18 protein-coding genes and 1 riboswitch are annotated in these 24,969 nt (G+C 62.2%); of the genes, 9 read left to right on the top strand and 9 right to left on the bottom strand.

Annotated elements, in window-relative coordinates:
- Positions 1-305: 305 nt before the first annotated feature.
- A riboswitch (molybdenum cofactor riboswitch) is annotated at positions 306-448 on the top strand.
- The 7 genes from moaA (at position 436) to ydeP (ending at position 6,618) form a co-directional block, all read left to right on the top strand.
- The gene (gene moaA, locus L1P05_RS11195; RefSeq protein ID WP_034167925.1) at positions 436-1,425 is read left to right on the top strand and encodes a GTP 3',8-cyclase MoaA; all 990 of its coding nucleotides are present in this window, start codon (positions 436-438) and stop codon (positions 1,423-1,425) included. It overlaps the preceding riboswitch by 13 nt.
- A 37-nt stretch (positions 1,426-1,462) precedes the next feature.
- Entirely contained in the window at positions 1,463-1,948 is a 486-nt protein-coding gene (gene moaC, locus L1P05_RS11190; protein WP_012849176.1) for a cyclic pyranopterin monophosphate synthase MoaC, read from the top strand.
- A complete protein-coding gene (gene moaD / locus L1P05_RS11185) occupies positions 1,945-2,187 on the top strand; it encodes a molybdopterin synthase sulfur carrier subunit (protein WP_012849175.1) in 243 nt (80 codons plus the stop codon). The genes moaC and moaD overlap by 4 nt, the downstream gene beginning before the upstream one ends.
- Before the next feature lies 1 nt (position 2,188).
- A complete protein-coding gene (moaE, locus tag L1P05_RS11180) occupies positions 2,189-2,641 on the top strand; it encodes a molybdopterin synthase catalytic subunit MoaE (RefSeq protein ID WP_012849174.1) in 453 nt (150 codons plus the stop codon).
- A 93-nt stretch (positions 2,642-2,734) separates the two neighbouring features.
- Positions 2,735-3,316 (top strand): flavodoxin family protein, encoded by a 582-nt coding sequence (locus L1P05_RS11175; RefSeq protein ID WP_012849173.1) that lies wholly within the window; start codon positions 2,735-2,737, stop codon positions 3,314-3,316.
- Positions 3,317-3,480: 164 nt separating this feature from the next.
- Positions 3,481-4,191, top strand: a complete 711-nt coding sequence (locus L1P05_RS11170) for a Bax inhibitor-1/YccA family protein (RefSeq protein WP_012849172.1) — start codon at positions 3,481-3,483, stop codon at positions 4,189-4,191.
- Between the two features lie 147 nt (positions 4,192-4,338).
- On the top strand, positions 4,339-6,618 hold the full coding sequence (gene ydeP, locus L1P05_RS11165; RefSeq protein ID WP_012849171.1) for an acid resistance putative oxidoreductase YdeP: 2,280 nt from the start codon (positions 4,339-4,341) through the stop codon (positions 6,616-6,618).
- A gap of 32 nt (positions 6,619-6,650) precedes the next feature.
- On the opposite strand, the gene yfaE is transcribed toward ydeP, so the two are convergent.
- From yfaE to ubiG, 4 genes are all read right to left on the bottom strand, one after another.
- Positions 6,651-6,956, bottom strand: a complete 306-nt coding sequence (gene yfaE, locus L1P05_RS11160) for a class I ribonucleotide reductase maintenance protein YfaE (RefSeq protein WP_012849170.1) — start codon at positions 6,954-6,956, stop codon at positions 6,651-6,653.
- Positions 6,956-8,086: a class Ia ribonucleoside-diphosphate reductase subunit beta gene (gene nrdB / locus L1P05_RS11155; protein ID WP_012849169.1), complete on the bottom strand. Its 1,131-nt coding sequence runs from the start codon at positions 8,084-8,086 to the stop codon at positions 6,956-6,958. The genes yfaE and nrdB overlap by 1 nt, the downstream gene beginning before the upstream one ends.
- A 94-nt stretch (positions 8,087-8,180) precedes the next feature.
- The gene (gene nrdA / locus L1P05_RS11150; RefSeq protein ID WP_012849168.1) at positions 8,181-10,463 is read right to left on the bottom strand and encodes a class 1a ribonucleoside-diphosphate reductase subunit alpha; all 2,283 of its coding nucleotides are present in this window, start codon (positions 10,461-10,463) and stop codon (positions 8,181-8,183) included.
- Between the two features lie 379 nt (positions 10,464-10,842).
- On the bottom strand, positions 10,843-11,550 hold the full coding sequence (gene ubiG, locus L1P05_RS11145; protein WP_012849167.1) for a bifunctional 2-polyprenyl-6-hydroxyphenol methylase/3-demethylubiquinol 3-O-methyltransferase UbiG: 708 nt from the start codon (positions 11,548-11,550) through the stop codon (positions 10,843-10,845).
- Positions 11,551-11,792: 242 nt separating this feature from the next.
- On the opposite strand from ubiG, the gene gyrA reads away from it, so the two are divergent.
- Together gyrA and rcsC are read left to right on the top strand one after the other, a co-directional pair.
- Positions 11,793-14,429 (top strand): DNA topoisomerase (ATP-hydrolyzing) subunit A, encoded by a 2,637-nt coding sequence (gene gyrA / locus L1P05_RS11140; RefSeq protein ID WP_012849166.1) that lies wholly within the window; start codon positions 11,793-11,795, stop codon positions 14,427-14,429.
- 202 nt (positions 14,430-14,631) lie between these two features.
- Positions 14,632-17,502: a two-component system sensor histidine kinase RcsC gene (gene rcsC, locus L1P05_RS11135; RefSeq protein WP_012849165.1), complete on the top strand. Its 2,871-nt coding sequence runs from the start codon at positions 14,632-14,634 to the stop codon at positions 17,500-17,502.
- 32 nt (positions 17,503-17,534) lie between these two features.
- Here the strand turns inward: rcsC and rcsB are convergent, their stop codons facing one another.
- The 5 genes from rcsB to L1P05_RS11110 all read right to left on the bottom strand — a co-directional run bounded on the left by rcsB (position 17,535) and on the right by L1P05_RS11110 (position 24,967).
- A complete protein-coding gene (gene rcsB / locus L1P05_RS11130; protein WP_012849164.1) occupies positions 17,535-18,188 on the bottom strand; it encodes a response regulator transcription factor RcsB in 654 nt (217 codons plus the stop codon).
- Positions 18,181-20,877: a phosphotransferase RcsD gene (gene rcsD / locus L1P05_RS11125; protein ID WP_034167909.1), complete on the bottom strand. Its 2,697-nt coding sequence runs from the start codon at positions 20,875-20,877 to the stop codon at positions 18,181-18,183. Before rcsD ends, rcsB begins: the two co-directional genes overlap by 8 nt.
- A gap of 95 nt (positions 20,878-20,972) precedes the next feature.
- Complete coding sequence (locus L1P05_RS11120; RefSeq protein ID WP_012849162.1) at positions 20,973-22,085, bottom strand: ABC transporter permease; 1,113 nt, start codon at positions 22,083-22,085, stop codon at positions 20,973-20,975.
- Positions 22,086-22,098: 13 nt separating this feature from the next.
- The gene (locus L1P05_RS11115) at positions 22,099-23,238 is read right to left on the bottom strand and encodes an ABC transporter permease (protein WP_012849161.1); all 1,140 of its coding nucleotides are present in this window, start codon (positions 23,236-23,238) and stop codon (positions 22,099-22,101) included.
- Complete coding sequence (locus L1P05_RS11110) at positions 23,231-24,967, bottom strand: ATP-binding cassette domain-containing protein (protein WP_012849160.1); 1,737 nt, start codon at positions 24,965-24,967, stop codon at positions 23,231-23,233. The genes L1P05_RS11115 and L1P05_RS11110 overlap by 8 nt, the downstream gene beginning before the upstream one ends.
- Positions 24,968-24,969: the final 2 nt, after the last annotated feature.

Genomic DNA, 24,969 nt, shown 5'->3' with positions numbered 1-24,969 from the left:
GTGGGGGCGCCTACGATAGCGGATCGGCGCGAAAAAGGCGAAGCCGCGCGGCGGTTGCGTGACATGTATCAATTGCAACCGGCGTGATTTTGGTTACTATGAAGACTAAGCTACTGAGATATAAGCGTTATATTTTTGATTATATAACGCTTGGCCGCTGCAGAAGGTCGCGCTGAGCGCCTGCGCTGCACCGGTCCGTTGACCGTCGCGTCTTTTTTGCCCCGGAGTGCGTCTGCGCCGTCCGAGGCAAAGAAGATGTTTCAGCAACAGCCCGCTATGGCCTGCGGCAGCACGCCGCCCGCGCGGGTATTTTTGAACTCCGAGCCCTGATGCCTAAGTGTGCGCTCCTGCGCAGATAAGGTCTCTTGGCCGTGGCTTCGCGCCACCAGGGTGTCAGGTAGAAATGCCGGCGCCTCCCGACTTGGAAAGGTGTTTATCGTGTCCCAGTTAACCGACGCATTTGCGCGCACATTCTATTATCTGCGCCTGTCAGTCACCGATGTGTGCAACTTTCGTTGCACCTACTGCCTGCCGGACGGCTATCGTCCAGATAGCCACGCTGCCAAGCGCTTCTTATCGCGCGATGAGATCCGCCGTATCAGCCATGCCTTTGCCGCGCTGGGCACCGAAAAGGTGCGCCTTACGGGCGGTGAACCCACCCTGCGTCGCGATTTTTGCGATATCGTCGCCGCCGTGCGCGAGAATCCCGCGATCCGTACGCTGGCGGTGACCACCAACGGCTATCGCATGGCGCGCGACGTCGGCGCCTGGCGCGATGCCGGGCTGACGGCGATCAACGTCAGCGTGGACAGCCTCGATGCCCGTCAGTTTCACGCCATTACCGGCGAGGATCGCTTCGCGCAGGTGATGGCGGGGATCGATGCGGCCTTTGATGCCGGCTTCGAGCGAATCAAGGTCAATACCGTGCTGATGCGCGGCGTCAACGATGGCAGTCTGAAGGCTTTTTTGCACTGGATCCGCCGCCGACCGATTCAGATGCGCTTTATCGAGCTGATGGAGACCGGCGACGGCAGCGAGCTGTTCCGCCGCCATCACGTGTCCGGCGCAACTATCCGTGCCCAGCTGCTGGCGGCGGGCTGGCAGCGTCGTCTGCCGGGGCGCAGCGACGGTCCGGCGCAGGTCTTCTGGCATCCGGATTATCTGGGCGAGGTCGGTCTGATCATGCCCTATGAGAAGAACTTTTGCGCCAGCTGTAACCGTCTGCGGGTGTCCGCCGTCGGCAACCTGCATCTGTGCCTGTTCGGCGAGCAGGGGATCGCCCTGCGCGATCTGCTGCAGGAGGATGCGCAGCAGGCGGCGCTGCAGGCGCGCATCGCCGCAGCCCTGCGCCATAAGCGGGAGAGCCACTTCCTGCATCAGGGCGACAGCGGCCATACCCAGAACCTTTCTTTCATCGGCGGCTAGTCCGCCGGGTAGACCCACCTTTATACAGCGAAGAACGATGAGCCAGTTAACCCATATTAATGCGGCCGGCGAGGCGCACATGGTTGACGTTTCCGCCAAGGCGGAGACGGTACGTGAAGCGCGCGCCGAGGCCTATGTCACCATGCGTCAGGATACCCTGGCGATGATCATCGACGGTAAACACCCTAAGGGGGATGTGTTTGCCACCGCCCGCATCGCCGGGATCCAGGCCGCCAAGAGCACCTGGCAGCTGATCCCGCTGTGCCACCCGCTGCTGCTGAGCAAGGTCGAGGTGACGCTGAGCGTCGAACCGGCCCACAGTCGGGTGCGCATCGAGACCTGCTGCCGTCTGTGCGGCAAGACCGGGGTAGAGATGGAGGCGCTGAGCGCCGCCTCGGTGGCCGCGCTGACCATTTATGACATGTGCAAAGCGGTGCAGAAGGACATGGTGATCGGGCCGGTGCGTCTGCTGGCCAAAAGCGGCGGCAAGTCCGGGGATTTTCACGCGGGGGAGGGACAATGATTCAGGTACGCTTTTTTGCCCAGGTGCGCGAGCTGACCGGCTGCGCCGAGTTGGCCTGCGAGCCCTGTCGGGATGTCGAGACGCTGCGCGCCACGCTGGCGCAGCGCGGCGATAAATGGGCGTTGGCGCTGGAGACGGGCAAGCTGCTGGCCGCCGTGAATCAGACCATGGTGTCCTTCGACCATCCGCTGCAGGAGGGTGACGAGGTGGCCTTTTTCCCACCGGTGACCGGAGGCTGATATGCAGGATACTCAGATCGTCGTCAGCGCCGCCCCCTTTTCCGTCGCCGAACAGTATCAGTGGCTGGCGCAGCGGGATGAGGACGGGGCGGTGGTGACCTTCAGCGGCAAGGTGCGTAACCATAATCTGGGCGATGACGTCAGCGCGCTGACCCTGGAGCACTATCCGGGCATGACGGAGAAGGCGCTGGCGGAGATCGTCACGCTGGCGCGCGGCCGCTGGCCGCTGGGGCGCGTCGCGGTGTATCACCGCGTCGGGCCGATGTTTCCCGGCGAGGAGATCGTCTTTGTCGGGGTGACCAGCGCGCACCGCGGCATGGCCTTTGCGGCGGCGGAGTTCATCATGGACTACCTGAAGACCCGCGCCCCCTTCTGGAAGCGGGAGACCTCTGAGGGGACCGACCGCTGGGTCGATGCCCGCGACAGCGATCGCCAGGCGGCCGAGCGCTGGTAGCGCCGATACGCAGCGAATGCCGCCGACGTGGATTTCCCGTCGGCGCTAGCCTATAACTGTTGTGATTATCCGTGGATAAAAGGAGTCGAGATCATGGCAGTCATCGTTATTGTGTATCACAGCGGCTATGGACACACCGCGCGCGCGGCAGAGGCCGTGGCGCAGGGGGCCCGCGCCGCCGCCGGCACGCAGGTCAGCCTGCTGCCCATCGACAGCGAGGGCAATCTCCCCGAGCAGGGGTGGGAGCAGCTGGCGGGCGCGGATGCTATCATCATGGGCTCGCCGACCTATATGGGCGGTCCCTCCTGGCAGTTCAAAAAATTCGCCGACGCCTCATCCAAGCCCTGGTTCAGCCAGATCTGGAAGGATAAGCTGTTTGCCGGCTTCACCAATTCGGCCAGCATGAACGGCGATAAGCTCTCCACCCTCGATTATCTGTTTCACCTCTCTCAGCAGCACGGCGGGCTGTGGGTCGGCATGGGGATGCTGCCGTCCAACAGCAAGGCGGCTCAGCGTAATGACCTCAACTACATCGCCGGGTTCTCCGGCCTGATGACCGTGTCACCCTCCGACGCCAGCCCAGATGAGGCCCCGCTGCCGGGCGATCTGGAGACGGCGCGCCGCTTCGGTGCGCGGGTCGCCGCGGTGGCCCTGCGCTGGCGTACACCGGCGTAAGCTTCGCGGTACGCCGGCGCTGCGATGCGTCGGCGTGTGGCATAATTGTTTGAGCGAGATCGCATTTTTTTATGTTAGGCTTAAGTGAGTGACATCGCACTCATCCGCCCGCGGTGTCTATGGCCTGCGGGCACGTTTTTTTTCGCATTATGAAGGGTCATTCCATGGATCGTTATCCACGTACAAACGGCACCCTGGCAGCGCGCGCAGGCAGCGGTATTCAGGCCTATATGGCCCAGGTGTATGGCTGGATGTGCTGCGGTCTGCTGCTGACGGCGCTGGTTGCCTGGTATGCCGCTCGGACACCGGCGGTGCTTAATCTGATCTTCGCTAACAAGATGGTCTTTTTCGGGCTGATCATCGTTCAGCTGGGGGTGGTGTTCGTCCTGTCTGGGATGGTCAACCGCCTGAGCGGCGCCGCCGCGACCTCGCTGTTTATGCTCTACTCCCTGTTGACCGGGCTGACGCTGTCGAGCATTTTCATCGTCTATACCTACAGCTCCATCGCCAGCACTTTCGTGGTGAGCGCCGGGATGTTCGGCGCCATGAGCCTGTATGGTTATACCACCAAGCGCGATCTGAGCGGCATGGGGTCGATGCTGTTTATGGCCCTGATCGGCCTGGTGCTGGCCTCGCTGGTCAACATCTGGCTGAAGAGCAGCGCGCTGACCTGGATCGTGACCTACGCCGGGGTGCTGATTTTCGTCGGGCTGACCGCCTATGACACGCAGAAGCTGAGAGTGATGGGCGAACAGCTCTCCGCCGACGATCGCGACGGTTTCCGCCGCTATGCGATCATGGGCGCGCTGACGCTGTATCTGGACTTTATCAACCTGTTCCTGATGCTGCTGCGTATCTTCGGCGATCGCCGCTAGTTCTACGCTATCGATGCGTTAAATCCAGTGAATCATACCGGCCCTTTGCGGCCGGTATGGCTTTTTGTGCCATGATACCCCCCGCGTCCTGCCTGATAGGCTGACTTGACTATACTTATAGCCTCTCTGAGTAAAGTCGAGGCTGTCATGAAACCCAAAGTAGAAACGTACAGCGCCGCCGCCGGCGGTTGGGGAGCGGTGAAGGCCGTAGCGGATGCGCTGCGTCACCAGATGGATCTGCGCCGTGAGGCGATCGCGCTGTTTGACATGAATAAGCCGGACGGCTTTGACTGCCCGGGATGCGCCTGGCCCGATCCCAAGCACAGCGCCTCGTTCGACGCCTGTGAAAACGGGGCGAAGGCATTGGCCTGGGAGGCTACCGCGAAGCGGGTGGACGCCGACTTTTTTGCCGCCCATCGGGTGCAGACGCTGCTGAGATGGGGCGATCACGAACTGGAGGCGGCTGGCCGACTGACCCTACCGCTGAAGTATGATGCCGCCAGCGACCATTACCAGCCGCTGAGCTGGCAGCAGGCGTTCGAGGAGATCGGCGCCCGTCTGCAAGGCTATCGCGACCCGAATCAGGTCGAGTTCTATACCTCGGGCCGCACCTCCAACGAGGCGGCTTTCCTCTATCAGCTGTTCGCCCGCGAGTACGGCAGCAACAACTTTCCCGACTGCTCCAATATGTGCCATGAGCCGACCAGCGTCGGACTGGCGGCCAGCATCGGCGTGGGGAAAGGCACCGTCCTGCTGGAGGACTTTGAACAGTGCGATCTGGTGATTTGCATCGGCCACAACCCCGGCACCAACCATCCACGGATGCTGACCTCGCTGCGCGCGCTGGTGAAGCGCGGGGCGAAGATGATCGCCATCAACCCGTTACAGGAGCGCGGGCTGGAGCGTTTTACCGCGCCGCAGAACCCGCTGGAGATGCTGACCAATCACGAGACATCGCTGGCCAGCGCCTACTATCATGTGCGTATCGGCGGCGATACCGCGCTGCTGAAAGGGATGATGCGCCTGCTGATCGAACGCGATGAGGCGGCGCGGGCCGCCGGACAGCCGCCGCTGCTGGACGATGCCTTTATCGCCGAGCACACCTGCGGCTATGCCGCGCTGCGCAGCGAGGTGCTCAACACCCGCTGGCAGGATATCGAACGGATCTCCGGCCTGAGTCAGGCCCAGCTGGCCGAGCTGACGGACGCCTACGCGGCCGCCGAGCGCACCATTATCTGCTATGGCATGGGGATCACCCAGCACCAGCACGGCACCCAAAACGTACAGCAGCTGGTGAACCTGCTGCTGCTGAAGGGGAATATCGGGCGTCCGGGCGCCGGTATCTGCCCGCTGCGCGGCCATTCGAATGTGCAGGGCGATCGCACCGTCGGCATCACTGAAAAACCGTCGGCCGAGTTTCTGGCGCGACTGGGTGCCTACTTTGGCTTTACCCCGCCGGCGGCCCCCGGCCATGCGGCGGTGGCCAGTATGCAGGCTATCTGCGACGGCAGCGCGCGGGCGCTTATCTGCCTGGGGGGGAACTTTGCCCTGGCGATGCCGGACAGGCAGGCGAGCGCCGAGCCGCTCACTCAACTGGATCTGGTAGTGCACATCGCGACCAAGCTGAACCGTTCGCATCTGTTGACTGCGCGCCACAGCTATATTCTGCCGGTGCTGGGGCGCAGCGAGATCGATATGCAGCAGAGTGGGGCGCAGGCGATTACCGTGGAGGACTCCATGTCGATGGTACACGCCTCCCGCGGGGTTCTGACGCCCGCCAGCGCCCAGCTGCTGTCGGAGTGTGCGGTGGTGGCCGGGATCGCCCGGGCGGCGCTGCCGCACAGCGTCGTGGCGTGGGAGGCGCTGATCGCCGACTACGACCGCATTCGCGACGCCATCGAGGCCGTTCTCCCTGCGTTTGCCGATGTGAATCAGCGCATTCGCCAGCCCGGCGGCTTCCACCTGGTCAACGCGGCGGCCGAGCGGCGCTGGCTGACGTCGTCGGGCAAGGCCAACTTTATTCCCTGCGCGGGGCTGCTGGAGGACCCCGAATCGGCCTTCAACAGCGAGCTGGTGCTGGCGACGGTGCGCAGTCACGATCAGTACAACACCACGCTGTATGGCATGGACGATCGCTATCGCGGGGTGTTTGGTCAGCGTGACGTGGTGTTTATCAGCGCGGCACAGGCGCAGCGCTGCGGGGTCGGCGACGGGGAGCGGGTCAACCTGATTGCCTTGACGCCGGACGGCAAGCGCAGCGGGCGTCGCATGGATGCGCTGCGGGTGGTGATTTACCCGATGGCCGATCGCTCGCTGGTGACCTATTTTCCGGAGTCAAACCATATGCTGACGCTGGACAATCACGATCCGGCCAGCGGTATTCCCGCCTACAAGAGCATTCCGGTGGTGCTGGAGCGGGCGGGGTAGGGCGGACGCACGGTGAGCCGGGCGCCGGCGCCCTAGAGATCGATCTCGATGTCCTGTTGCACGATGCAGCAGCAGGGCAGGATCTCGTCCGGCTGCAGAAAGGCCAGCGGCGCCTGACGGTAGCTGACTCGCCCGCGCAGCAGGCGGCAGCGGCAGGCGCCGCAGAAGCCGGAGCGACACTGGTATTCGACCGCGACCTGCTGCTGCTCTAGGGTATCGAGCAGCGTCCGATCGGGGCGGTGCTCCAGCTGACGCGCGCTGCGCGCCAGCCGGATACGGTAGCGCGGGGCGTCCGGACTTGCCGTCGCCGCGGCGGCGGCTTTAGCGGTGCGCGTCATCAGAGCTGGAAGTCGCTCAGATCGTCGGCGTTGACCTCGGCGTCGATCTGGCCGACCAGATAGGAGCTGACCTCAACCTCCTGCGGGGCCACCTGGACGTTGTCGGAGACCAGCCAGGCGTTGATCCACGGGATCGGGTTGGAGCGGGTCTCAAACGGCAGCGACAGCCCGACGGCCTGCATGCGGATGTTGGTGATGTACTCCACGTACTGGCACAGAATATCCCGGTTGAGGCCGATCATCGAGCCGTCGCGGAACAGATAACCGGCCCACTCCTTCTCCTGCTGGGCGGCCTGTACGAACAGGTCGTAGCACTGATCTTCGCATTCGGCGGCGATCTCGGCCATTTCCGGGTCATCCTGCCCGGAGCGCATTAGGTTCAGGATATGCTGGGTGCCGGTCAGGTGCAGGGCCTCGTCGCGGGCGATTAGGCGGATGATCTTGGCGTTGCCCTCCATCAGCTCGCGTTCGGCGAAGGCAAACGAGCAGGCGAAGCTGACATAGAAACGGATCGCCTCCAGCGCGTTCACGCTCATCAGACACAGGTAGAGCTTTTTCTTCAGCTCACGCAGGCTGACGCTCACCGGCTTGCCATTGATCTGGTGCGTCCCTTCCCCCAGCAGGTGGTAGTAGCCGGTGCTTTCGATCAGATCGTCATAATAGGCGGAGATGTCGCGTGCGCGCTTGAGGATCTCCTCATTGCTGACGATATCATCGAACACCAGCGCCGGATCGGTGACGATATTGCGGATGATATGGGTGTAGGAGCGAGAGTGGATGGTCTCGGAGAAGGACCAGGTCTCGACCCACGTTTCCAGCTCCGGAATGGAGATCAGCGGCAGCAGGGCGACGTTGGGGCTGCGGCCCTGAATGGAGTCCAGCAGGGTCTGGTACTTCAGGTTGCTGATAAAGATATGCTTTTCGTGATCGGGCAGCGCCTGATAGTCGATGCGATCGCGCGAGACATCCACCTCTTCCGGGCGCCAGAAGAAGGAGAGCTGCTTTTCGATCAGCTTTTCAAAGATTTCATGCTTCTGTTGATCATAGCGGGCAACGTTAACCGGCTGACCAAAGAACATCGGTTCGAGCAGTTGGTCGTTTTTTTTCTGAGAGAAGATGGTGTAGGCCATGACCCTAATCCTGTTGTGCCCCGCCGGCGCGGGGCGTCAAAAATAACGCGTGGATGCGGCGTCCCGCGCCGGGGACGCCGTGCAGCGGGGGCGGTTAAATCTTGCAGGCGCCGCTTTCGCAGCCGTCGTCCTGCGCGCTCCCCAGATCTTCCTGCATATCCTCCGCACCGTCGCGGGTGTTTTGATAATAGAGGGTTTTCACCCCCAGTTTATACGCCGTCAGCAGATCTTTTAACAGCTGCTTCATCGGCACTTTCCCGGACGGGAAGCGTGACGGATCGTAGTTGGTGTTGGCGGAGATCGACTGATCGATAAACTTCTGCATCAGGCCGACCAGCTGCAGATAGCCATCGTTGCCCGGCATGGCCCATAGCAGCTCGTAGGCATCCTTCAGGCGCTCATACTCCGGCACCACCTGGCGCAGAATACCGTCTTTGGAGGCCTTGATGCTGATATAGCCGCGCGGCGGCTCGATGCCGTTGGTGGCGTTGGAGATCTGCGATGAGGTCTCCGACGGCATCAGGGATGACAGGGTCGAGTTACGCAGCCCGTCGCGGACGATCTCGGCGCGCAGGGTTTCCCAGTCATAGTGCAGCGGCTCGCTACAGATGGCGTCGAGATCCTTCTTATAGCTGTCGATGGGCAGGATCCCCTGTGCATAGGTGGTCTCGTTGAACCACGGGCAGGCGCCCTGCTCCTGCGCCAGGCGGTGGGAGGCCTTCAGCAGGTAGTACTGGATCGCCTCAAAGGTGCGGTGGGTCAGCGCGTTGGCGCTGCCATCGGAGTAGCGCACCCCGTTTTTAGCCAGATAGTAGGCGAAGTTGATCACCCCGATGCCCAGGGTGCGGCGCCCCATCGCGCCGCGGCGGGCGGCGGGGATCGGGTAGTCCTGGTAGTCGAGCAGGGCATCCAGCGCGCGGACCGCCAGGGTGGCCAGCTCCTCCAGGTCATCCTGCGAGTCGATGGCGCCCAGGTTGAAGGCCGACAGGGTGCACAGGGCTATCTCGCCGGTTTCATCGTTGACATCTTCCAGCGGCTTGGTCGGCAGCGCGATCTCCAGGCACAGGTTGGACTGGCGCACCGGTGCGACCTGGGGGTCAAACGGGCTGTGGGTATTGCAGTGGTCGACGTTCTGGATGTAGATACGCCCGGTGGAGGCGCGCTCCTGCATCATCAGCGAGAACAGCTCGACCGCCTTGATCTTACGCTGGCGGATGCGGCTGTCCTGCTCGTACTGCACATACAGGCGCTCGAACTGGTTCTGATCGGCGAAGAAGGCGTCGTACAGCCCCGGCACGTCGGAGGGGCTGAACAGGGTGATCTCGCCGCCCTGGATCAGACGCTGATACATCAGGCGGTTGAGCTGCACGCCGTAGTCCATGTGGCGAACGCGGTTATCTTCAACCCCGCGGTTGTTCTTCAGCACCAGCAGGCTTTCTACCTCCAGGTGCCACAGCGGGTAAAACAGGGTCGCCGCGCCGCCGCGTACGCCGCCCTGAGAGCAGGATTTGACCGCGGTCTGGAAGTGTTTGTAGAACGGGATGCAGCCGGTGTGGAACGCCTCGCCGCCGCGGATCGGGCTGCCCAGCGCGCGCAGGCGCCCGGCGTTGATGCCGATCCCGGCGCGCTGGGAGACATACTTCACAATGGCGCTGGAGGTGGCGTTGATCGAGTCCAGGCTGTCGCCGCACTCGATCAGCACGCAGGAGCTGAACTGACGCGTCGGGGTGCGCACTCCGGACATGATCGGCGTCGGCAGGGAGATCTTAAAGGTCGATACCGCATCGTAGAAGCGTTTGATGTAGTCCAGCCGGGTCTCGCGCGGGTAGTGGGAGAACAGGCAGGCGGCCACCAGCATATAGAGGAATTGGGCGCTCTCATAGATTTCACCGCTGACGCGGTTCTGCACCAGGTATTTTCCCTCCAGCTGCTTCACCGCGGCATAGGAGAAGTTCATGTCGCGCCAGTGGTCGAGAAAGCCATCCATCTGCTCGAATTCGTCGCGGCTGAAGTCGGTCAGCAGGTGAGCGTCATATTTGCCCATCTCCACCAGGCGTACGACGTGGTCATACAGCTTGGGCGGCTCGAACTGGCCATAGGCCTTCTTACGCAGGTGGAAGATCGCCAGGCGCGCGGCCATGTACTGGTAGTCCGGGGTTTCACGGGAGATCAGATCGGCGGCGGCCTTGATGATGGTTTCATGGATGTCCGCCGTGCGGATGCCGTCATAAAACTGGATGTGGGAACGCAGCTCAACCTGGGAGACGGAGACGTTTTGCAGCCCTTCCGCCGCCCAGTCGAGAACCCGGTGGATTTTGTCGAGATTGATGCGTTCTTTGCTTCCGTCGCGTTTGGTGACGAGCAGACTCTGATTCATAGGATACGTTCCTGTCCGTGTGAGCCCCGCTGGACGTGCGTTAGCGCCGCTGACGCTAGTGGCGTCGGAGCGACGATAACACAATATATAGGGGGTGAATGACGATGTGGCAACAAGATAGTGTTGTTGTCCGCGTTTTGCAAGTGAACAAAATGGCGCGTGCTTGTGGATAAGTTGGGGGTGAAATGTTACGTAGCGGACGGTAGGCGGCGTCCGCTCTGGCGCTGTCCGCGAGGGGATAACATGAGGGTCGCTTTTAAAAAAATTGATCGTTTGCCGTTTTATTATTCGTTACGGAAACCGGCAATCTTGATCTGGCTCGGAATGGGTTAAAACGTCACCGCCGCGGGTAAAAAGGCGGCGGTGACGACGACGCGCGCTACTCCGCCTCGCGGCAGGCGTGCAGTAGATAGTTGACGTCGACCCCCTGGCCCAGGGTGAAGCGATCGCGCAGCGGGTTATAGTGCATGCCGCAGAGATGGCGCACCGTCAGCGGGGTGCTGTCCAGCCAGCCCATCAGCTCGGCGGGGCGGATAAACTTGCGCGGGTCATGGGTGCCCTTGGGCACCATTTTCAGCAGGTACTCGGCGCCCAGCACCATCAGCAGCCAGGCCTTGGGGTTTCGGTTGATGGTCGAAAAGAACACCTGTCCGCCGGGTTTGACCAGGCGGGCGCAGGCCAGTACCACGGAGCGGGGATCCGGCACATGCTCCAGCATCTCCATGCAGGTGACCACGTCATACTGTGCGTCGGCGCGTTCGGCGTGCTGTTCGACCGTCTCCTGCAGATAGTTGACCGTGACGCCGCTCTCCAGGGCGTGTAGGCGCGCCACCTGCAGCGGCTCCGCGCCCATATCCAGCCCGGTGACCTCGGCGCCGGCCTGCGCCATGCTTTCCGCCAGAATGCCGCCGCCGCAGCCGACGTCGAGCACCCGCTTGGCGAACAGGCCGTCGGCGCGCTGCAGGATATAGTCCAGGCGCAGGGGATTGATGCGGTGCAGCGGTTTGAATTCGCCCTCGGGATCCCACCAGCGTGAGGCGACGGCTTCAAACTTGGCAATTTCCTGCAGATCAACGTTTTGTGACACCTCTGACTCCTTTAATCCAGCGCGGCGGCGCGCGCAAAAAAAGACCCTCTGAGGCGATTATACCCGTTGTTCCGCGATGGCAAAGGGGCAGTCGGCGCTAAGGCTACGATGGCGCTGTGCATTTCGCACAACCCCGGCCTTTGTGGTATCATTATCGTCTTTGTCATCGTGTATGCGCCTGGTTCTACTCGATGTATTGAGGGTAGCGGCAGATGAATAATTAGTAGAGGGATAGCAGCTCCATGAGCGACCTTGCCAGAGAGATTACGCCGGTCAATATCGAAGAAGAGTTGAAAAACTCATATCTGGATTACGCCATGTCCGTTATCGTCGGTCGTGCGCTGCCGGATGTTCGGGATGGCCTGAAGCCGGTACACCGTCGCGTCCTGTTTGCGATGAACGTACTGGGCAATGACTGGAACAAACCATACAAAAAATCGGCCCGTGTGGTCGGTGACGTTATCGGTAAATATCACCCACACGGTGACAGAGCGGTTTATGACACTATCGTGCGTATGGCGCAGCCGTTCTCCCTGCGCTATATGCTGGTCGACGGCCAGGGTAACTTTGGCTCCATCGACGGCGACTCCGCGGCGGCGATGCGTTACACCGAAGTGCGCATGGCGAAGATTGCTCATGAGCTGTTGGCCGATCTGGACAAAGAGACGGTGGACTATGTGCCCAACTACGACGGCACTGAACAGATCCCCGACGTCCTGCCGACCAAGGTGCCCAACCTGCTGGTCAACGGCTCTGCCGGTATCGCGGTGGGGATGGCGACCAACATTCCTCCCCATAACCTGACCGAGGTGATCAACGGCTGCCTGGCCTATATCGATGATGAGAACATCACCATCGAAGGGCTGATGGAGCATATCCCGGGGCCGGACTTCCCGACGGCGGCGATCATCAACGGGCGCCGCGGCATTGAAGAGGCTTACCGTACTGGGCGCGGCAAGATCTACGTGCGCGCGCGCGCCGAGATCGAGGTTGACGATAAAAATGGCCGCGAAACCATCGTGGTGCATGAGATCCCCTATCAGGTCAACAAGGCGCGTCTGATCGAGAAAATCGCCGAGCTGGTGAAAGAGAAGCGCGTCGAGGGCATCAGCGCCCTGCGCGATGAGTCCGATAAGGACGGGATGCGCATCGTTATCGAAGTCAAGCGCGACGCGGTGGGCGAGGTGGTGCTGAATAACCTCTACACCCAGACGCAGATGCAGGTCTCCTTCGGTATCAACATGGTGGCGCTGCACCAGGGACAGCCGAAGCTGCTGACCCTGAAAGAGTGCCTGGAAGCCTTTGTGCGCCACCGCCGTGAGGTAGTGACCCGCCGCACCATCTTTGAACTGCGCAAAGCGCGCGAGCGTGCCCACATATTGGAAGGCCTGGCCATTGCGCTGGTCAACATCGATCCGATCATTGAGCTGATCCGCCGTGCGCCGACGCCCGCCGAGGCCAAGGCTGCGCTGGTTTCCCAAGCCTGGGCGCTGGGCAACGTGGCGGCGATGCTGGCACGCGCCGGCGACGACGCCGCGCGTCCGGAGTGGCTGGAGCCGCAGTATGGCATTCGCGACGGCCATTATCACCTGACGGAGCAGCAGGCGCAGGCGATCCTGGATCTGCGTCTGCAGAAGCTGACCGGCCTGGAGCACGAGAAGCTGCTGGATGAGTACAAGGCGCTGTTAGAGCAGATCGCCGCGCTGATCTTCATCCTGCAGAGCCCGGAGCGCCTGATGGAGGTGATCCGCGAAGAGCTGATCGCCATCCGCGAGCAGTTTGGCGATGCGCGCCGCACCGAGATCACCGCCAACACGGCGGATATCAATATCGAAGATCTGATCGAGCAGGAAGACGTCGTGGTGACCCTGTCGCATCAGGGCTACGTGAAGTACCAGCCGCTGAGCGACTATGAGGCTCAGCGTCGCGGCGGTAAGGGTAAGTCCGCCGCGCGAATTAAAGAAGAGGACTTTATCGATCGGCTGCTGGTGGCCAATACCCACGACACGATCCTGTGCTTCTCCAGCCGGGGCCGCATGTACTGGATGAAGGTGTATCAGCTGCCGGAGGCCAGCCGCGGTGCCCGCGGTCGTCCGATCATCAACCTGCTGCCGCTGGAGGCCGACGAGCGCATCACCGCTATCCTGCCGGTGCGTGAGTATGCCGAAGGGGTCAACGTGTTTATGGCGACCGCCAGCGGTACGGTGAAGAAGACGGCGCTGACCGAGTTCAGCCGTCCGCGCGCCGCCGGGATTATCGCCGTGAACCTCAACTACGGCGATGAGCTGATCGGGGTCGATCTGACCGATGGCAACGACGAGGTGATGCTGTTCTCCGCCGCCGGTAAAGTGGTGCGCTTCAAGGAGGACGCGGTGCGTGCCATGGGGCGTACCGCGACCGGGGTGCGAGGCATCAAGCTGGCCGGAGAGGATCGCGTGGTATCGCTGATCGTACCGCACGGCGAAGGCGCTATCCTGACCGTGACCCAGAACGGCTACGGCAAACGCAGCGGCGTGGCCGAGTATCCGACCAAGTCACGCGCGACCCAGGGGGTTATCTCCATCAAGGTGACCGAGCGTAACGGCAGCGTCGTCGGCGCGGTGCAGGTCGAGGACTGCGACCAGATCATGATGATCACCGATGCCGGTACCCTGGTGCGCACCCGAGTATCCGAGGTCAGCATCGTCGGGCGTAATACGCAGGGGGTTATCCTGATCCGTACCGCCGAAGACGAGCACGTGGTGGGGCTGCAGCGGGTCGTCGAGCCGGTTGACGACGAAGATCTGGACAGCATCGACGGCAGCGCCGCGGAGGGTGACGATGAGATCGTGCCGGAAGTGGAGAGCGATGACGATGCCGCCGAGGACGACGCGGAATAAGCGTTGACGCAGGCGTCACAAGGGCCGGTTACTCCGGCCCTTTTTTTATGCCGCTGACGTGCCCGGCTATCGGTTGACGCGCTGATGCCGCCCCCGGCTGAATCGCGCTGACGCGCCGTTATGCCGCCAGGTCATTGCGCCGCGCGGGGTTTGTCGCTACCTTAACGCCATTCTCTCTGTTACTACGGTTACGGGCGCCACGTTGAAATACTTCGTCTCCTTTCGCACCACGCTCAAGGTTTCCCGCTATCTGTTCCGCACGCTGGCGCTGATGCTGTGGATCCTGGGCGCCCTGCTGACCACTTTCTATATTCTGAATAAGTTTCATGAGAAAGAGTCCGATATCCGTCAGGACTTTAACCTGAACTTCGATCAGGCCCAGGCGGTCATCCGCCACGCGAACGCCACCATGCGCGATATCCGCTATATCGCCGAGAATCGGCTGGCCTGGTCGGGCAGCGACAGCAGCATTCAGCCCTACAGCGGCAGGGCGCTGGACATCAGCGGCGAGCTGCCGCCGCTGCTGCCGATCTTTCCCGAGTCCGACTGCCGGCGCATCAGCGAGGGCTATCGCACCTCTCTGCGGGCGCTCAGCGGGTTTATCCGCTACTGGAAGGAGAACTTTGTCGCCGCCTACGATCTCAACCGGATCTTCGTCATCGGCGGCAGCAGTCAATGTCTGGCGGATTTCAGTATCCGCAACGTGCCCCTGGACGGCGGCAATACCCTGCGCCTGCTGCAGCAGCGGGTCATGCGTTTTCAGGGCAGCAACGACAAGGATCAGTCGCTGTTCTGGGTGATCCCGGGCGCGCAGAGCGACGCCGGCTCGCTGTACATTGCCTCGCCGATATACAGCGGCAACCAGCTGGAGGCGGTGCTGGGCACCGAGCAGACGCTGCGTCTGGAGGAGCTGACCAATCCGTCGATGCTGCCGATCGGGGTCACGCTGCTCAGCGACAGCGGCGATACGCTGCTGAGCTATGCCGAAAACGGCGGGCCGCTGCCGATCCTGAGCGGCCTGCCGGACGATGAGAACTACTTTGGCTATAACAGCAGCTACGATACGCTGCTGCTGAAGAAAAAGCTGCAGCCGAGCGGTCTGTCCATCGTCTACTCGCTGCCGTCGCGGGTGCTGCTGGAGCGTTTTAACCTGCTGCTGATCAACGCCATCGTGCTGAACCTGATCAGCGGGATCGTGCTGTTCGTCCTGACCTGGCTGTTTGAGCGCAAGATGTTCCGGCCGGCGGAGAATAACGCGCTGCGGCTGGAGGAGCATGAGCAGTTTAACCGCAAGATCGTGGCGTCGGCGCCGGTGGGCATTTCGATCCTGCGCACGCGCGACGGCAGCAACATCCTCAGCAACGAACTGGCCCACAACTATATCAGTCAGTTTACGCCCGAGGATCGCCAGCGCATCACCCGGATTATCTGCGAAGAGCCGGTCAGCGTACTGGATGTGATCACCGTGCAGAACCAGAATCTGCAGATCAGCTTTGTTCGCTCGCGCTACCGCAATGAGGACGTGGCGATTTGCGCCATGGTCGACGTCAGCGCCAGGGTGAAGATGGAGGAGTCGCTGCAGGAGATGGCCGCCGCCGCCGAGCAGGCCAGCCAGTCTAAGTCGATGTTTCTGGCGACCGTCAGCCATGAGCTGCGCACCCCGCTGTACGGCATTATCGGCAACCTGGATCTGCTGCGCACCAAGACGCTGCCGGAGGAGGTACAGCGTCTGCTGGGGGCGATGAGCAACTCTTCGGGACTGCTGCTGAAGATCATCAACGATATCCTCGACTTCTCCAAGATAGAGTCGGAGCAGCTGAAGATCGAGCCCGGCCGCTTCGTCCCGCGCGAGGTGATCCCGCATATCATCGGCAACTACCTCCCGCTGGTGGTTCGCAAGCGTCTGACGCTGTACTGCTTTATTGAGCCGGATGTGCCGGAGGCCCTCTCCGGCGACATCATGCGTATTCAGCAGGTGCTCTCGAATCTGCTGAGCAACGCCATTAAGTTTACCGATACCGGCTGCATCATTCTGCAGGCGCGGGTGAATGACTTCTATCTGGAGTTCCGGGTGCGCGACACGGGGCTCGGGATCCCGCCGCGCGACGTGCTGCGCCTGTTCGATCCCTTCTTCCAGGTGGGCAGCGGCGTTCAGCGCCATTTTCACGGTACCGGACTGGGGCTGGCCATCTGCGAGAAGCTGGTTAGCCTGATGGACGGCGATATCGCGGTGGAGTCGTCGCCGGGGCTGGGCAGCATCTTTACCATTCGCCTGCCGATGTATCAGGCCAAGGCGGCGCAGCCGCTGCAGCCGGCGCTGCAGCAGCGCACCCTGTGGCTGGATATCCATAACGCCCGTCTGGAGCGCTATCTGCAGACGCTGCTGAGCGCCGCCGGTGCGCGGGTGTGTCTCTGCCCGCCGCTGACGCCGTCGACGGCGCAGGATGTGCTGATCTGCGATCATCCGCCGCAGACGGGGCAGGCGTTCGCCGCCCAGGTGCGGCTGTGCGCCGACTACCTCGGCCACGCCCGTCGCCACGCCTCGGGGGAATGGCTGCTCAATACCGCTGCGCCGCTGGAGCTGCTGCAGGTGCTGAACCGCATTTTCGCGCCGGAGAGCGTCGTGGAGTGCAGCCCGGACAGCGCCAGCGCGGCGCCGGCGGATCGCCAGCAGGACTTCAGCGATATTGCGGTCCTGATCGTAGACGATCATCCGATCAACCGACGTCTGCTGGCCGATCAGCTGATATCGCTGGGCTTTAGCCAGGTCGCGGTGGCCTGCGATGGGGTCGACGCCCTGGGGGCGCTGCAGCAGCAGGCGGCGGACATCGTGCTGACGGACGTGAATATGCCCAATATGGATGGCTATCAGCTGACCGAGCGACTGCGTCAGCAGGGGCGCACCCTGCCGATCGTGGGGGTGACGGCTAACGCGCTGGCCGAGGAGCGCCAGCGCTGCATTGAGGTGGGAATGGACAGCTGCCTGTCTAAGCCGGTGATGCGGGAAGACCTGCTGGCCTCCCTCAGCGGCTATGCGCTGCAGATCCGCCGGCGCCGGGAGAACGAGGCATAAAAAACCCCGCCGATGCGGGGCGGGGTGCGGGGTTATGCCTTGTCGTCATTCGGCATGATGTTGACCGATGACAGATAGTTTAGCAGGGCGATATCGTTGTCGACCCCCAGCTTCAGCATCGCTGATTTCTTCTGGCTGCTGATGGTCTTGATGCTGCGGTTGAGCTTTTTGGCGATCTCGGTGACCAGAAATCCCTCGGCAAACAGGCGCAAAACCTCGCTCTCTTTCGGCGAGAGGCGCTTGTCGCCGTAGCCGCTGGCATTGATTTTCTCCAGCAGCTTGGAGACGCTCTCCGGGGTGAACTTTTTGCCTTTCTGCAGGGCGGCCAGCGCCTTGGGCAGATCGGTGGGCGCCCCCTGTTTCAGCACGATCCCCTCGATATCCAGATCCAGCACGGCGCTGAGGATCGCCGGGTTGTTGTTCATGGTCAGGACGATGATGGACAGCTCGGGAAAGTGGCGCTTGATGTATTTGATCAGCGTAATGCCGTCGCCGTACTTGTCACCGGGCATGGAGAGATCGGTGATCAGCACGTTGACGTCCAGTTTGGGCAGGCTATTGATCAGCGCTGTGGAATCTTCAAATTCTCCGACCACGTTAACCCATTCGATCTGTTCTAGCGACTTGCGGATGCCGAACAGGACAATGGGGTGGTCATCAGCAATGATTACATTCAGGTTATTCATATTGTTGGTTACCTAGTTGCAGCAGTCGGCTGACAAAAGCGTCAATGTGACTGATCAGGACTCTAACGTGTGCCGCATCGTTGCGTTTAATGGCCTCTTCCAACTGTTCGCACAGCCCTTTGCCGGCGGGAAATGCCAGCATGGCAAAGACCCCCTTGAGGCGATGTGCGGTGAGGGCCAGCGATGGCCAATCCTGTTGATCCGACTCAGTATACAGTTTTTGAACATCTGCGGGTACTGTGTCCAAAAATAGAGAATAATAATCCTTTGATTTAAAAGGATTGTTATCAATATCGAGAGACGTATTTTCAGCATATTCGCACCGCGCTGGCGATTCTGTCGCCGCCATTTGCCGTTCGATCAGCAGCAGGATGGCATCGATCAGCGCATCGGTCAGGTTAAAATTGGCCCGGATCCGCTGCGGCGCGTACTCCTCAAAGCCGTCGATATCCGCCGCCAGCAGCAGGGTATCGGCCTGGGCCTGCGCCGGATCGTCGGTCAGCGTCAGATCGCTGTGGCTCTCTGCGCCGTCGCTCTCCGCATCGGCGGTCAGCAGGGTCGCACCAAAGCCCTCTAGGCGCTGGGCAACCCGGGAGCGGATCTCCTCGGAGGTAATCCGCAGACGGATGGTGATGCCGTCCAGCAGCCTTTCATCGCCCTGTTCGGCCAGGGGCAGCGCCTGCATCTGGCAGCTAAAGCGGTAGTGGGTGCCAATGTCATGCTTGCTGTCGATGGTTAGCTCGCCGCCCAGGCGCCGACACAGCTGGGCGCACAGATAGTAGGTCAGGCTGGAGCCGCGCGCGAAGCGATCGCGCTGGGCCGGCGCCAGCGCCGGGTAGCGCAGGTTGTGGCGCTCGGCGCTGGAGACGCCTGCGCCGGTGTCGCTGAGGGTGATGTGCAGCAGGCCGGGGCGCTGGGCATCGGGAGTGATGGTGAGGCCGATCTTGCCGTAGGCGGTGGTGATGATGGCGTAGTGCAGCAGCATCTCCAGCACCCGCTCAAGGGTGGCGATATCGCCGGTGAACTGCTGGGCGGGATCGGTTTCGACCCGTCCTAGCAGCATCAGCCCCTTGCGCCGCATGGCCGGCAGGCTGCGCAGCAGCAGGGCGTCGATGCGCTCGTGCAGGCGGAAGGTTTCCTGCGGCGGCGCCCAGTCTTGGCTTTCGACGGCGGTCAGCAGGGTGATCTCATCGATCAGGCGCTGGGCGTGCTGGCTCTCCAGCCACAGATCGTTCAGCGGCGACTGGGCGTCGGCGTCGCGGCGCAGGCTCTCGCAGATCTGCATTATCCGCGTCAGCGGATCGCGCAGCTCTCGGCCCAGGTTGTCGGTCATGGTCTTGCGCGCCGTCAGGTTCTTTTCATACTCCGCCTGCGTCAGCTTGAGCTTTTGGCCCATCAGCATTTCGCTATCCAGATTGCGGATCAGGAACAGCGCGGAGTAGGGCGTCTGCTGGCTGCGCACCATCTGCACTTCGTACATGGCGTTATTGACGCTGACCTGCACCTTCCCCTGGTGGCGATCGGCCATGGCGGCGATTTTGTTCAGGCTCAGGTGGGGCAGCAGATGGTCGGCCAGCTTGTTGCTGGCGACCAGGGTGTCGCTGTCAAAGCGGTAAATCAGCAGCCCCATCGGCAGGTGGGTAATGATCTCCTGGTTCATCTCCTGCTGGGCGTTCAGCTGGGCCGCCATGCGTTTGCCCGGGCGGACATATTGATGACGGATGACGTAGAAGCCGATGGCGGAGAGGATCAGCAGCGCCAGGTTAATCAGCAGCACCCAGAAGTTATTGCGCGCCAGATCCAGCGTGAGGGTCATGGTCGGGATATGAAACTGGATTTTCAGCGGCGTGTTGTAGATAGGCGCATTGACGGTGACCCACGGCCAGCCCAACTGGGTAAAGGCGCGCGGCAGCTCGTCGTGACCGCCCCAGTCGCTGATGCTGTCCTGATCCTCCAGCAGCTGGAAGCGCGTCGCCGGCAGATTGTCCGGCAGAATATCGCCCACCGGCAGATCGAAGGCGATGACGGTGGCCAGGTGGCCCGGGTTATTAAAGGTGGTGCGCAGGGTAAAGTAGTAGGCGTTGAGAAAACGGAACTTGCGCAGCCCGGAGAAGCCTTCGCGCAGGTCGAGGGCGTTGGACTGCTGCAGCATTTCGGCCTTGCGGGTCTCCACCAGGTTGCCCAGGTAGCCGTCTTTATAGCGCGCCGAGAGATCCTTCATCGGCATGGTTGAAATCAGGATCAGGCTGTTGTCCTGGCCGTTGAGGTAGTAGAGCGAGTAGGCGTCGGTGCTGGCGCTCCACAGGACGTCCAGATAGCGCGACAGGCTTTGGGCCAGATCGGTGGTGGCGTTGTCGTGCAGGCCGAAGATCAGCGCATCGGTCTTATGGCGGGCCTTGTCCAGCAGATAGATGTCCGGGCGCAGGCGCAGCTCGCGCGGCGTCGGCGCGGCGTTCGCGGTGCTTTCCGCCGGAATGTTTTCATAAATCTGGTAGGTAATGAAGCGGTAGGTCTCCACCCGCTGCTGTATCTGCCTGGCCACCGAGGCCAGCATATTCTGCTTGGCGCCGATATAGGCGTTCACATAGTTATAGCCATACAGCAGGTTGCCCAGCAGCAGCAGCAGCAGGAACAGCAGATAGCTGCGGGTAATGCCGGAAAGGGACATGGTGTGTGAAGTCGGCTCCATAGCGCGCGGGCGATCCTGTCAGTCAAGAAAAACGCTGTGCGCAGTATAGCAAGGGGGACGGGCGCTGACATCTGCCCCGCGCCGGCCCCGCGCATTCAGGCTATTTTACGCCGGAACATGGCATAGGCGGCGCCGCCGGTGGTGACGGTGATCACCAGCAGCGGCCACAGGCTGTGCCAGATCACGCTAAAGCCGACGTTTTTGAGGTACAGCTGCTTGGTGATGTCGGTAAAGTGGCGGATCGGGTTAATCCAGGTCACGTGCTGCAGCCAGAGCGGCATGTTCTCCACCGGGGAGACGTAGCCGGACAGCAGGATGGCCGGCATCATGAAGACGAAGACGCCGATAAACGCCTGCTGCTGGGTTGCGCACAGCGAGGAGATAAATAGCCCAAAGCCCACCAGCGACAGCCCATACACCAGCAGGGTGAAGTAAAACAGCCACAGGGAGCCGGCAAAGGGGATTTGATAGCCAAAGATCCCGATCAGCAGCACCAGGGTTGCCTGGAAGGTGGCGACGATCATCGCCGGCACCGCTTTGCCGATGAAGATTTGTCCGGTGTTCAGCGGCGAGACCAGCAGCTGCTCCAGGGTTCCCTGCTCCCGCTCGCGCGCCACCGACAGCGAGGTGACGATCATCACGCCGATGGTGGCGATCAGGGCGATCAGCGAGGGCACGACGAACCACTTGTAGTCCAGGTTGGGGTTATACCAGTTGCGGACGATCAGCGCGCTGTTGACCAAGGGGGGCTGGCCGCGCGCGCGCATTAGCTCCTGCTGGTAGTCGCTGACGATCTGCTGTACGTAGTTGGCGGCGATCTGGGCGCTGTTGGAGCTGCGGCCGTCGAGGATCAGCTGCAGCGCGCTCGGTTTTCCGCTCAGCAGATCGCGGCTGAAGTTGGCCGGAAAGCGCACCAGCAGCAGCGCGCGCTGGTCGTTGATGGTCGGCGCGATCGCCTGCGGGCTGTGCAGCAGGATCACCTGGGAGAAGGCGCTGGCCTTGGCCAGCCGCTGGGTCAACTCGACGGAGAGTGGGCCGCTGTCTTCGCTGTATACCGCGATGGTGGCGTTGGTGACGTTGAGGGTCGCGGCAAAGGGAAACAGCAGCACCTGCATCAGCACCGGCACCACCAGAATGGTTCGGGTCTGCGGGTCGCGCAGCAGGGACTGCAGCTCTTTGACTATCAGGGTCAGCAGACGGTGCAGCATGCTCTTCTCCTCCTCAGTCCAGCCGCCGCCGGGTTTTCAGGGCGGTTAGACCGATGAAAACCAGCGCTGATGCCAGCATAAAGGCCAGGTTAACCATCAGTACGCTGGTGATATTGCCCGCCAAAAACAGGGACTGCAGCGTACTGACGAAGTAGCGTGCCGGAATGACGTAGGTCACCGCGCGCACGATGGCCGGCATGCTGTCGATTTCAAACACGAAGCCGGAGAGCATCACCGCCGGTAGGAAGGCCGCGTTAAGGGCGATCATCGCCGCGTTGAACTGGTTGCGCGTGACGGTGGAGATCAGCAGTCCCATCCCCAGGGTGCTGGCCATAAACAGGCTGGTCATGGCGAACAGGATCGGCAGCGAGCCGCGAAACGGCACGCCCATGATGAAGACCGCCACCACCATGCACAGCCCCATCGCCAGCATGCCCAGCACATAATAGGGCAGCAGCTTGGAGAGTAGCAGCTCCGTGCGGGTGACCTGGGTGGAGAGCAGGGCCTCCATGGTGCCGCGCTCCCATTCGCGGGCGATCACCAGCGACGTGAGGATCGCGCCGATCACGGTCATGATAATGGTGATCGCGCCGGGAATGATAAAGTGCTGGCTGATGGCGGCAGGGTTAAACCAGTAGCGCATCTGTATGTCGATGGGCGGCTGATAAGGCTGACCGTGCATCTGGGCGTGCTGCTGCAGCCAGATCTGCCAGACCCCTTCGGTGTAGCCGCGGACGAAGTTGGCGGTGTTGGGCTCGCTGCCGTCGGTGATCACCTGGATCGGTGCCACATCCTGAGTGCGCAGCAGGCGCGCGGCGAAGTCGACCGGGATCACCACCATGCCGCGGATTTGCCCGGCCTGCAGCATGGCGGTCAGCTGCCGCCGATCGTCGCTGACGGTGGCGTCGATATAGGGGGAGCCGGTAAAGGTATCGGCCAGATCGCGCGCCTGTGGGGTCTGCTGCTCCAGCAGAATGCCGACGCGCAGGCGGCTGGAGTCCAAGTTGATGCCGTAGCCAAAGATAAACAGCAGCAGCAGCGGGATCACCACCGCGATCAGCAGGCTGCTGGGGTCGCGCACGATCTGGGCGCTCTCTTTCCGGCACAGGGCGCGCAGACGGCGCCAGGAGAAGTGGGTTGCGCTGTCAGCCATGGGCATGCTCCCGGTCGTAGGCCTGCACCAGCTCGATGAAGGCCTGCTCCATGGTCGGATTGGGGTTATCGTCGCTGGCGATGCGAGCCTTGAGGTCGTCCGGCGATCCGCTGGCGATGATCTGTCCGTGGTAGACCAGCGCGATGCGGTCGCAGTACTCCGCCTCGTCCATAAAATGGGTGGTGACCATCACGGTCACCCCTTTATCCACCATGCCGTTGATGTGCAGCCAGAATTCGCGCCGGGTCAGCGGATCGACGCCGGAGGTGGGCTCATCCAGAAACAGGATATCCGGCTCATGCATCAGGGCGCAGGAGAGCGCCAGGCGCTGTTTGAAGCCCAGCGGCAGCGCATCCGGCGTTTGGTTCAGGATCGGCGTGAAGTTGAACGCCCGGGTCATGTCGGCGATTTTGGCGCGCTGGCGCTTACCGCGCAGGCCGTAGACCCCGGAGAAGAAGGTCAGGTTCTGGGCGACGGTTAGATTACCGTACAGTGAAAATTTTTGGGCCATATAGCCCAGGTGCTGGCGCGCTCGTCCGGAGTCCGTCTTCAGATCCATGTCGAGCACCAGCGCGTGGCCGCTGGTGGGCACCAGCAGACCGCACATCATCTTGAAGGTGGTGGACTTGCCCGCGCCGTTGGGGCCAAGCAGGCCGAAGATTTCACCGCGCTTGACCTGAAAGTCGACGTGGTCGGTGGCGGCGAAGCTGCCGAACTTCTTGGTCAGCGCCTGCGCCTCGATCACCGTCTGCGCGGGGTCGGCGTCGACCTGCGGCATGATGTCGGCCAGCGCCGAGGCCTGGTGCGGCCCGCCGCCCAGCAGATCGATAAAGGCGTCTTCAAAGCGTGGCTCGGCCTCCTGCAGCTCGGCCTGGGCGAGGCCGAGCGCCGCGGGGATCTGCCGATGGTCGCAGCCCGCCCGCAGGATCAGGCGCAGGTATTGCCCCTGGATCACGCCGTCGCTGACCATCGGCAGGGTGATGGCCCGCTGCAGCAGACGGCGGTGGGAGACGCCGGGCGCGCGCAGCAGGAGCGTACGCCCGGCCATGCGCTGGGTCAGCTGCTGCGGGGCGCCGCTGTACAGCAGGCGCCCTTCGTTGAGCAGCAGCACCTCCCGGCACTGTTCGGCTTCGTCCAGATAGGAGGTGCTCCACAGGATCAGCATCCCGTCGTCGGCCAGGGTGTGTACCATACGCCATAGCTCTCGGCGCGAGATGGGATCGACCCCGACGCCCGGCTCGTCCAGCAGCAGCACCTGCGGCGATCCTATCAGGGTACAGGCCAGCCCCAGCTTCTGCTTCATGCCGCCGGAGAGCTTGCCGGCCAGGCGATCGGTGAAGGGCGCCAGCGAGGTAAACGCCAGCAGCCGCGCAAAGGTACGCTGACGCTCGGCGCCGATGACGCCGCGCAGCGAGGCGTACAGGTTCAGGTTCTCCATCACCGTTAAATCTTCATACAGGCCAAACTTCTGCGGCATATAGCCCAGGATGGCGTGCAACTGGCGATCCTGACGGAGGGGATCGAGACCGACGACGCTGACGTGCCCGGCGCTGGGCTTCAGCAGTCCGGCCAGGATGCGCATCAGCGTGGTTTTGCCGGCGCCGTCCGGCCCGACCAGCCCCATGACGGCGCCGCTGGCGATGCGGATCGTCAGGCTGGCCACCGCCGGGCGATCCAGCCCGTCAAAGCGTTTCTCCAGCCCCTCCAGCGTAATATAGCGGCTCTCCATGA

This window comes from Edwardsiella piscicida, assembly GCF_021733145.1.
GTDB classification, from domain to species: Bacteria; Pseudomonadota; Gammaproteobacteria; order Enterobacterales; family Enterobacteriaceae; genus Edwardsiella; species Edwardsiella piscicida.
Note: the sequence above shows the minus strand (reverse complement) of the source record. Positions and strands in the feature narration are given on the sequence as shown.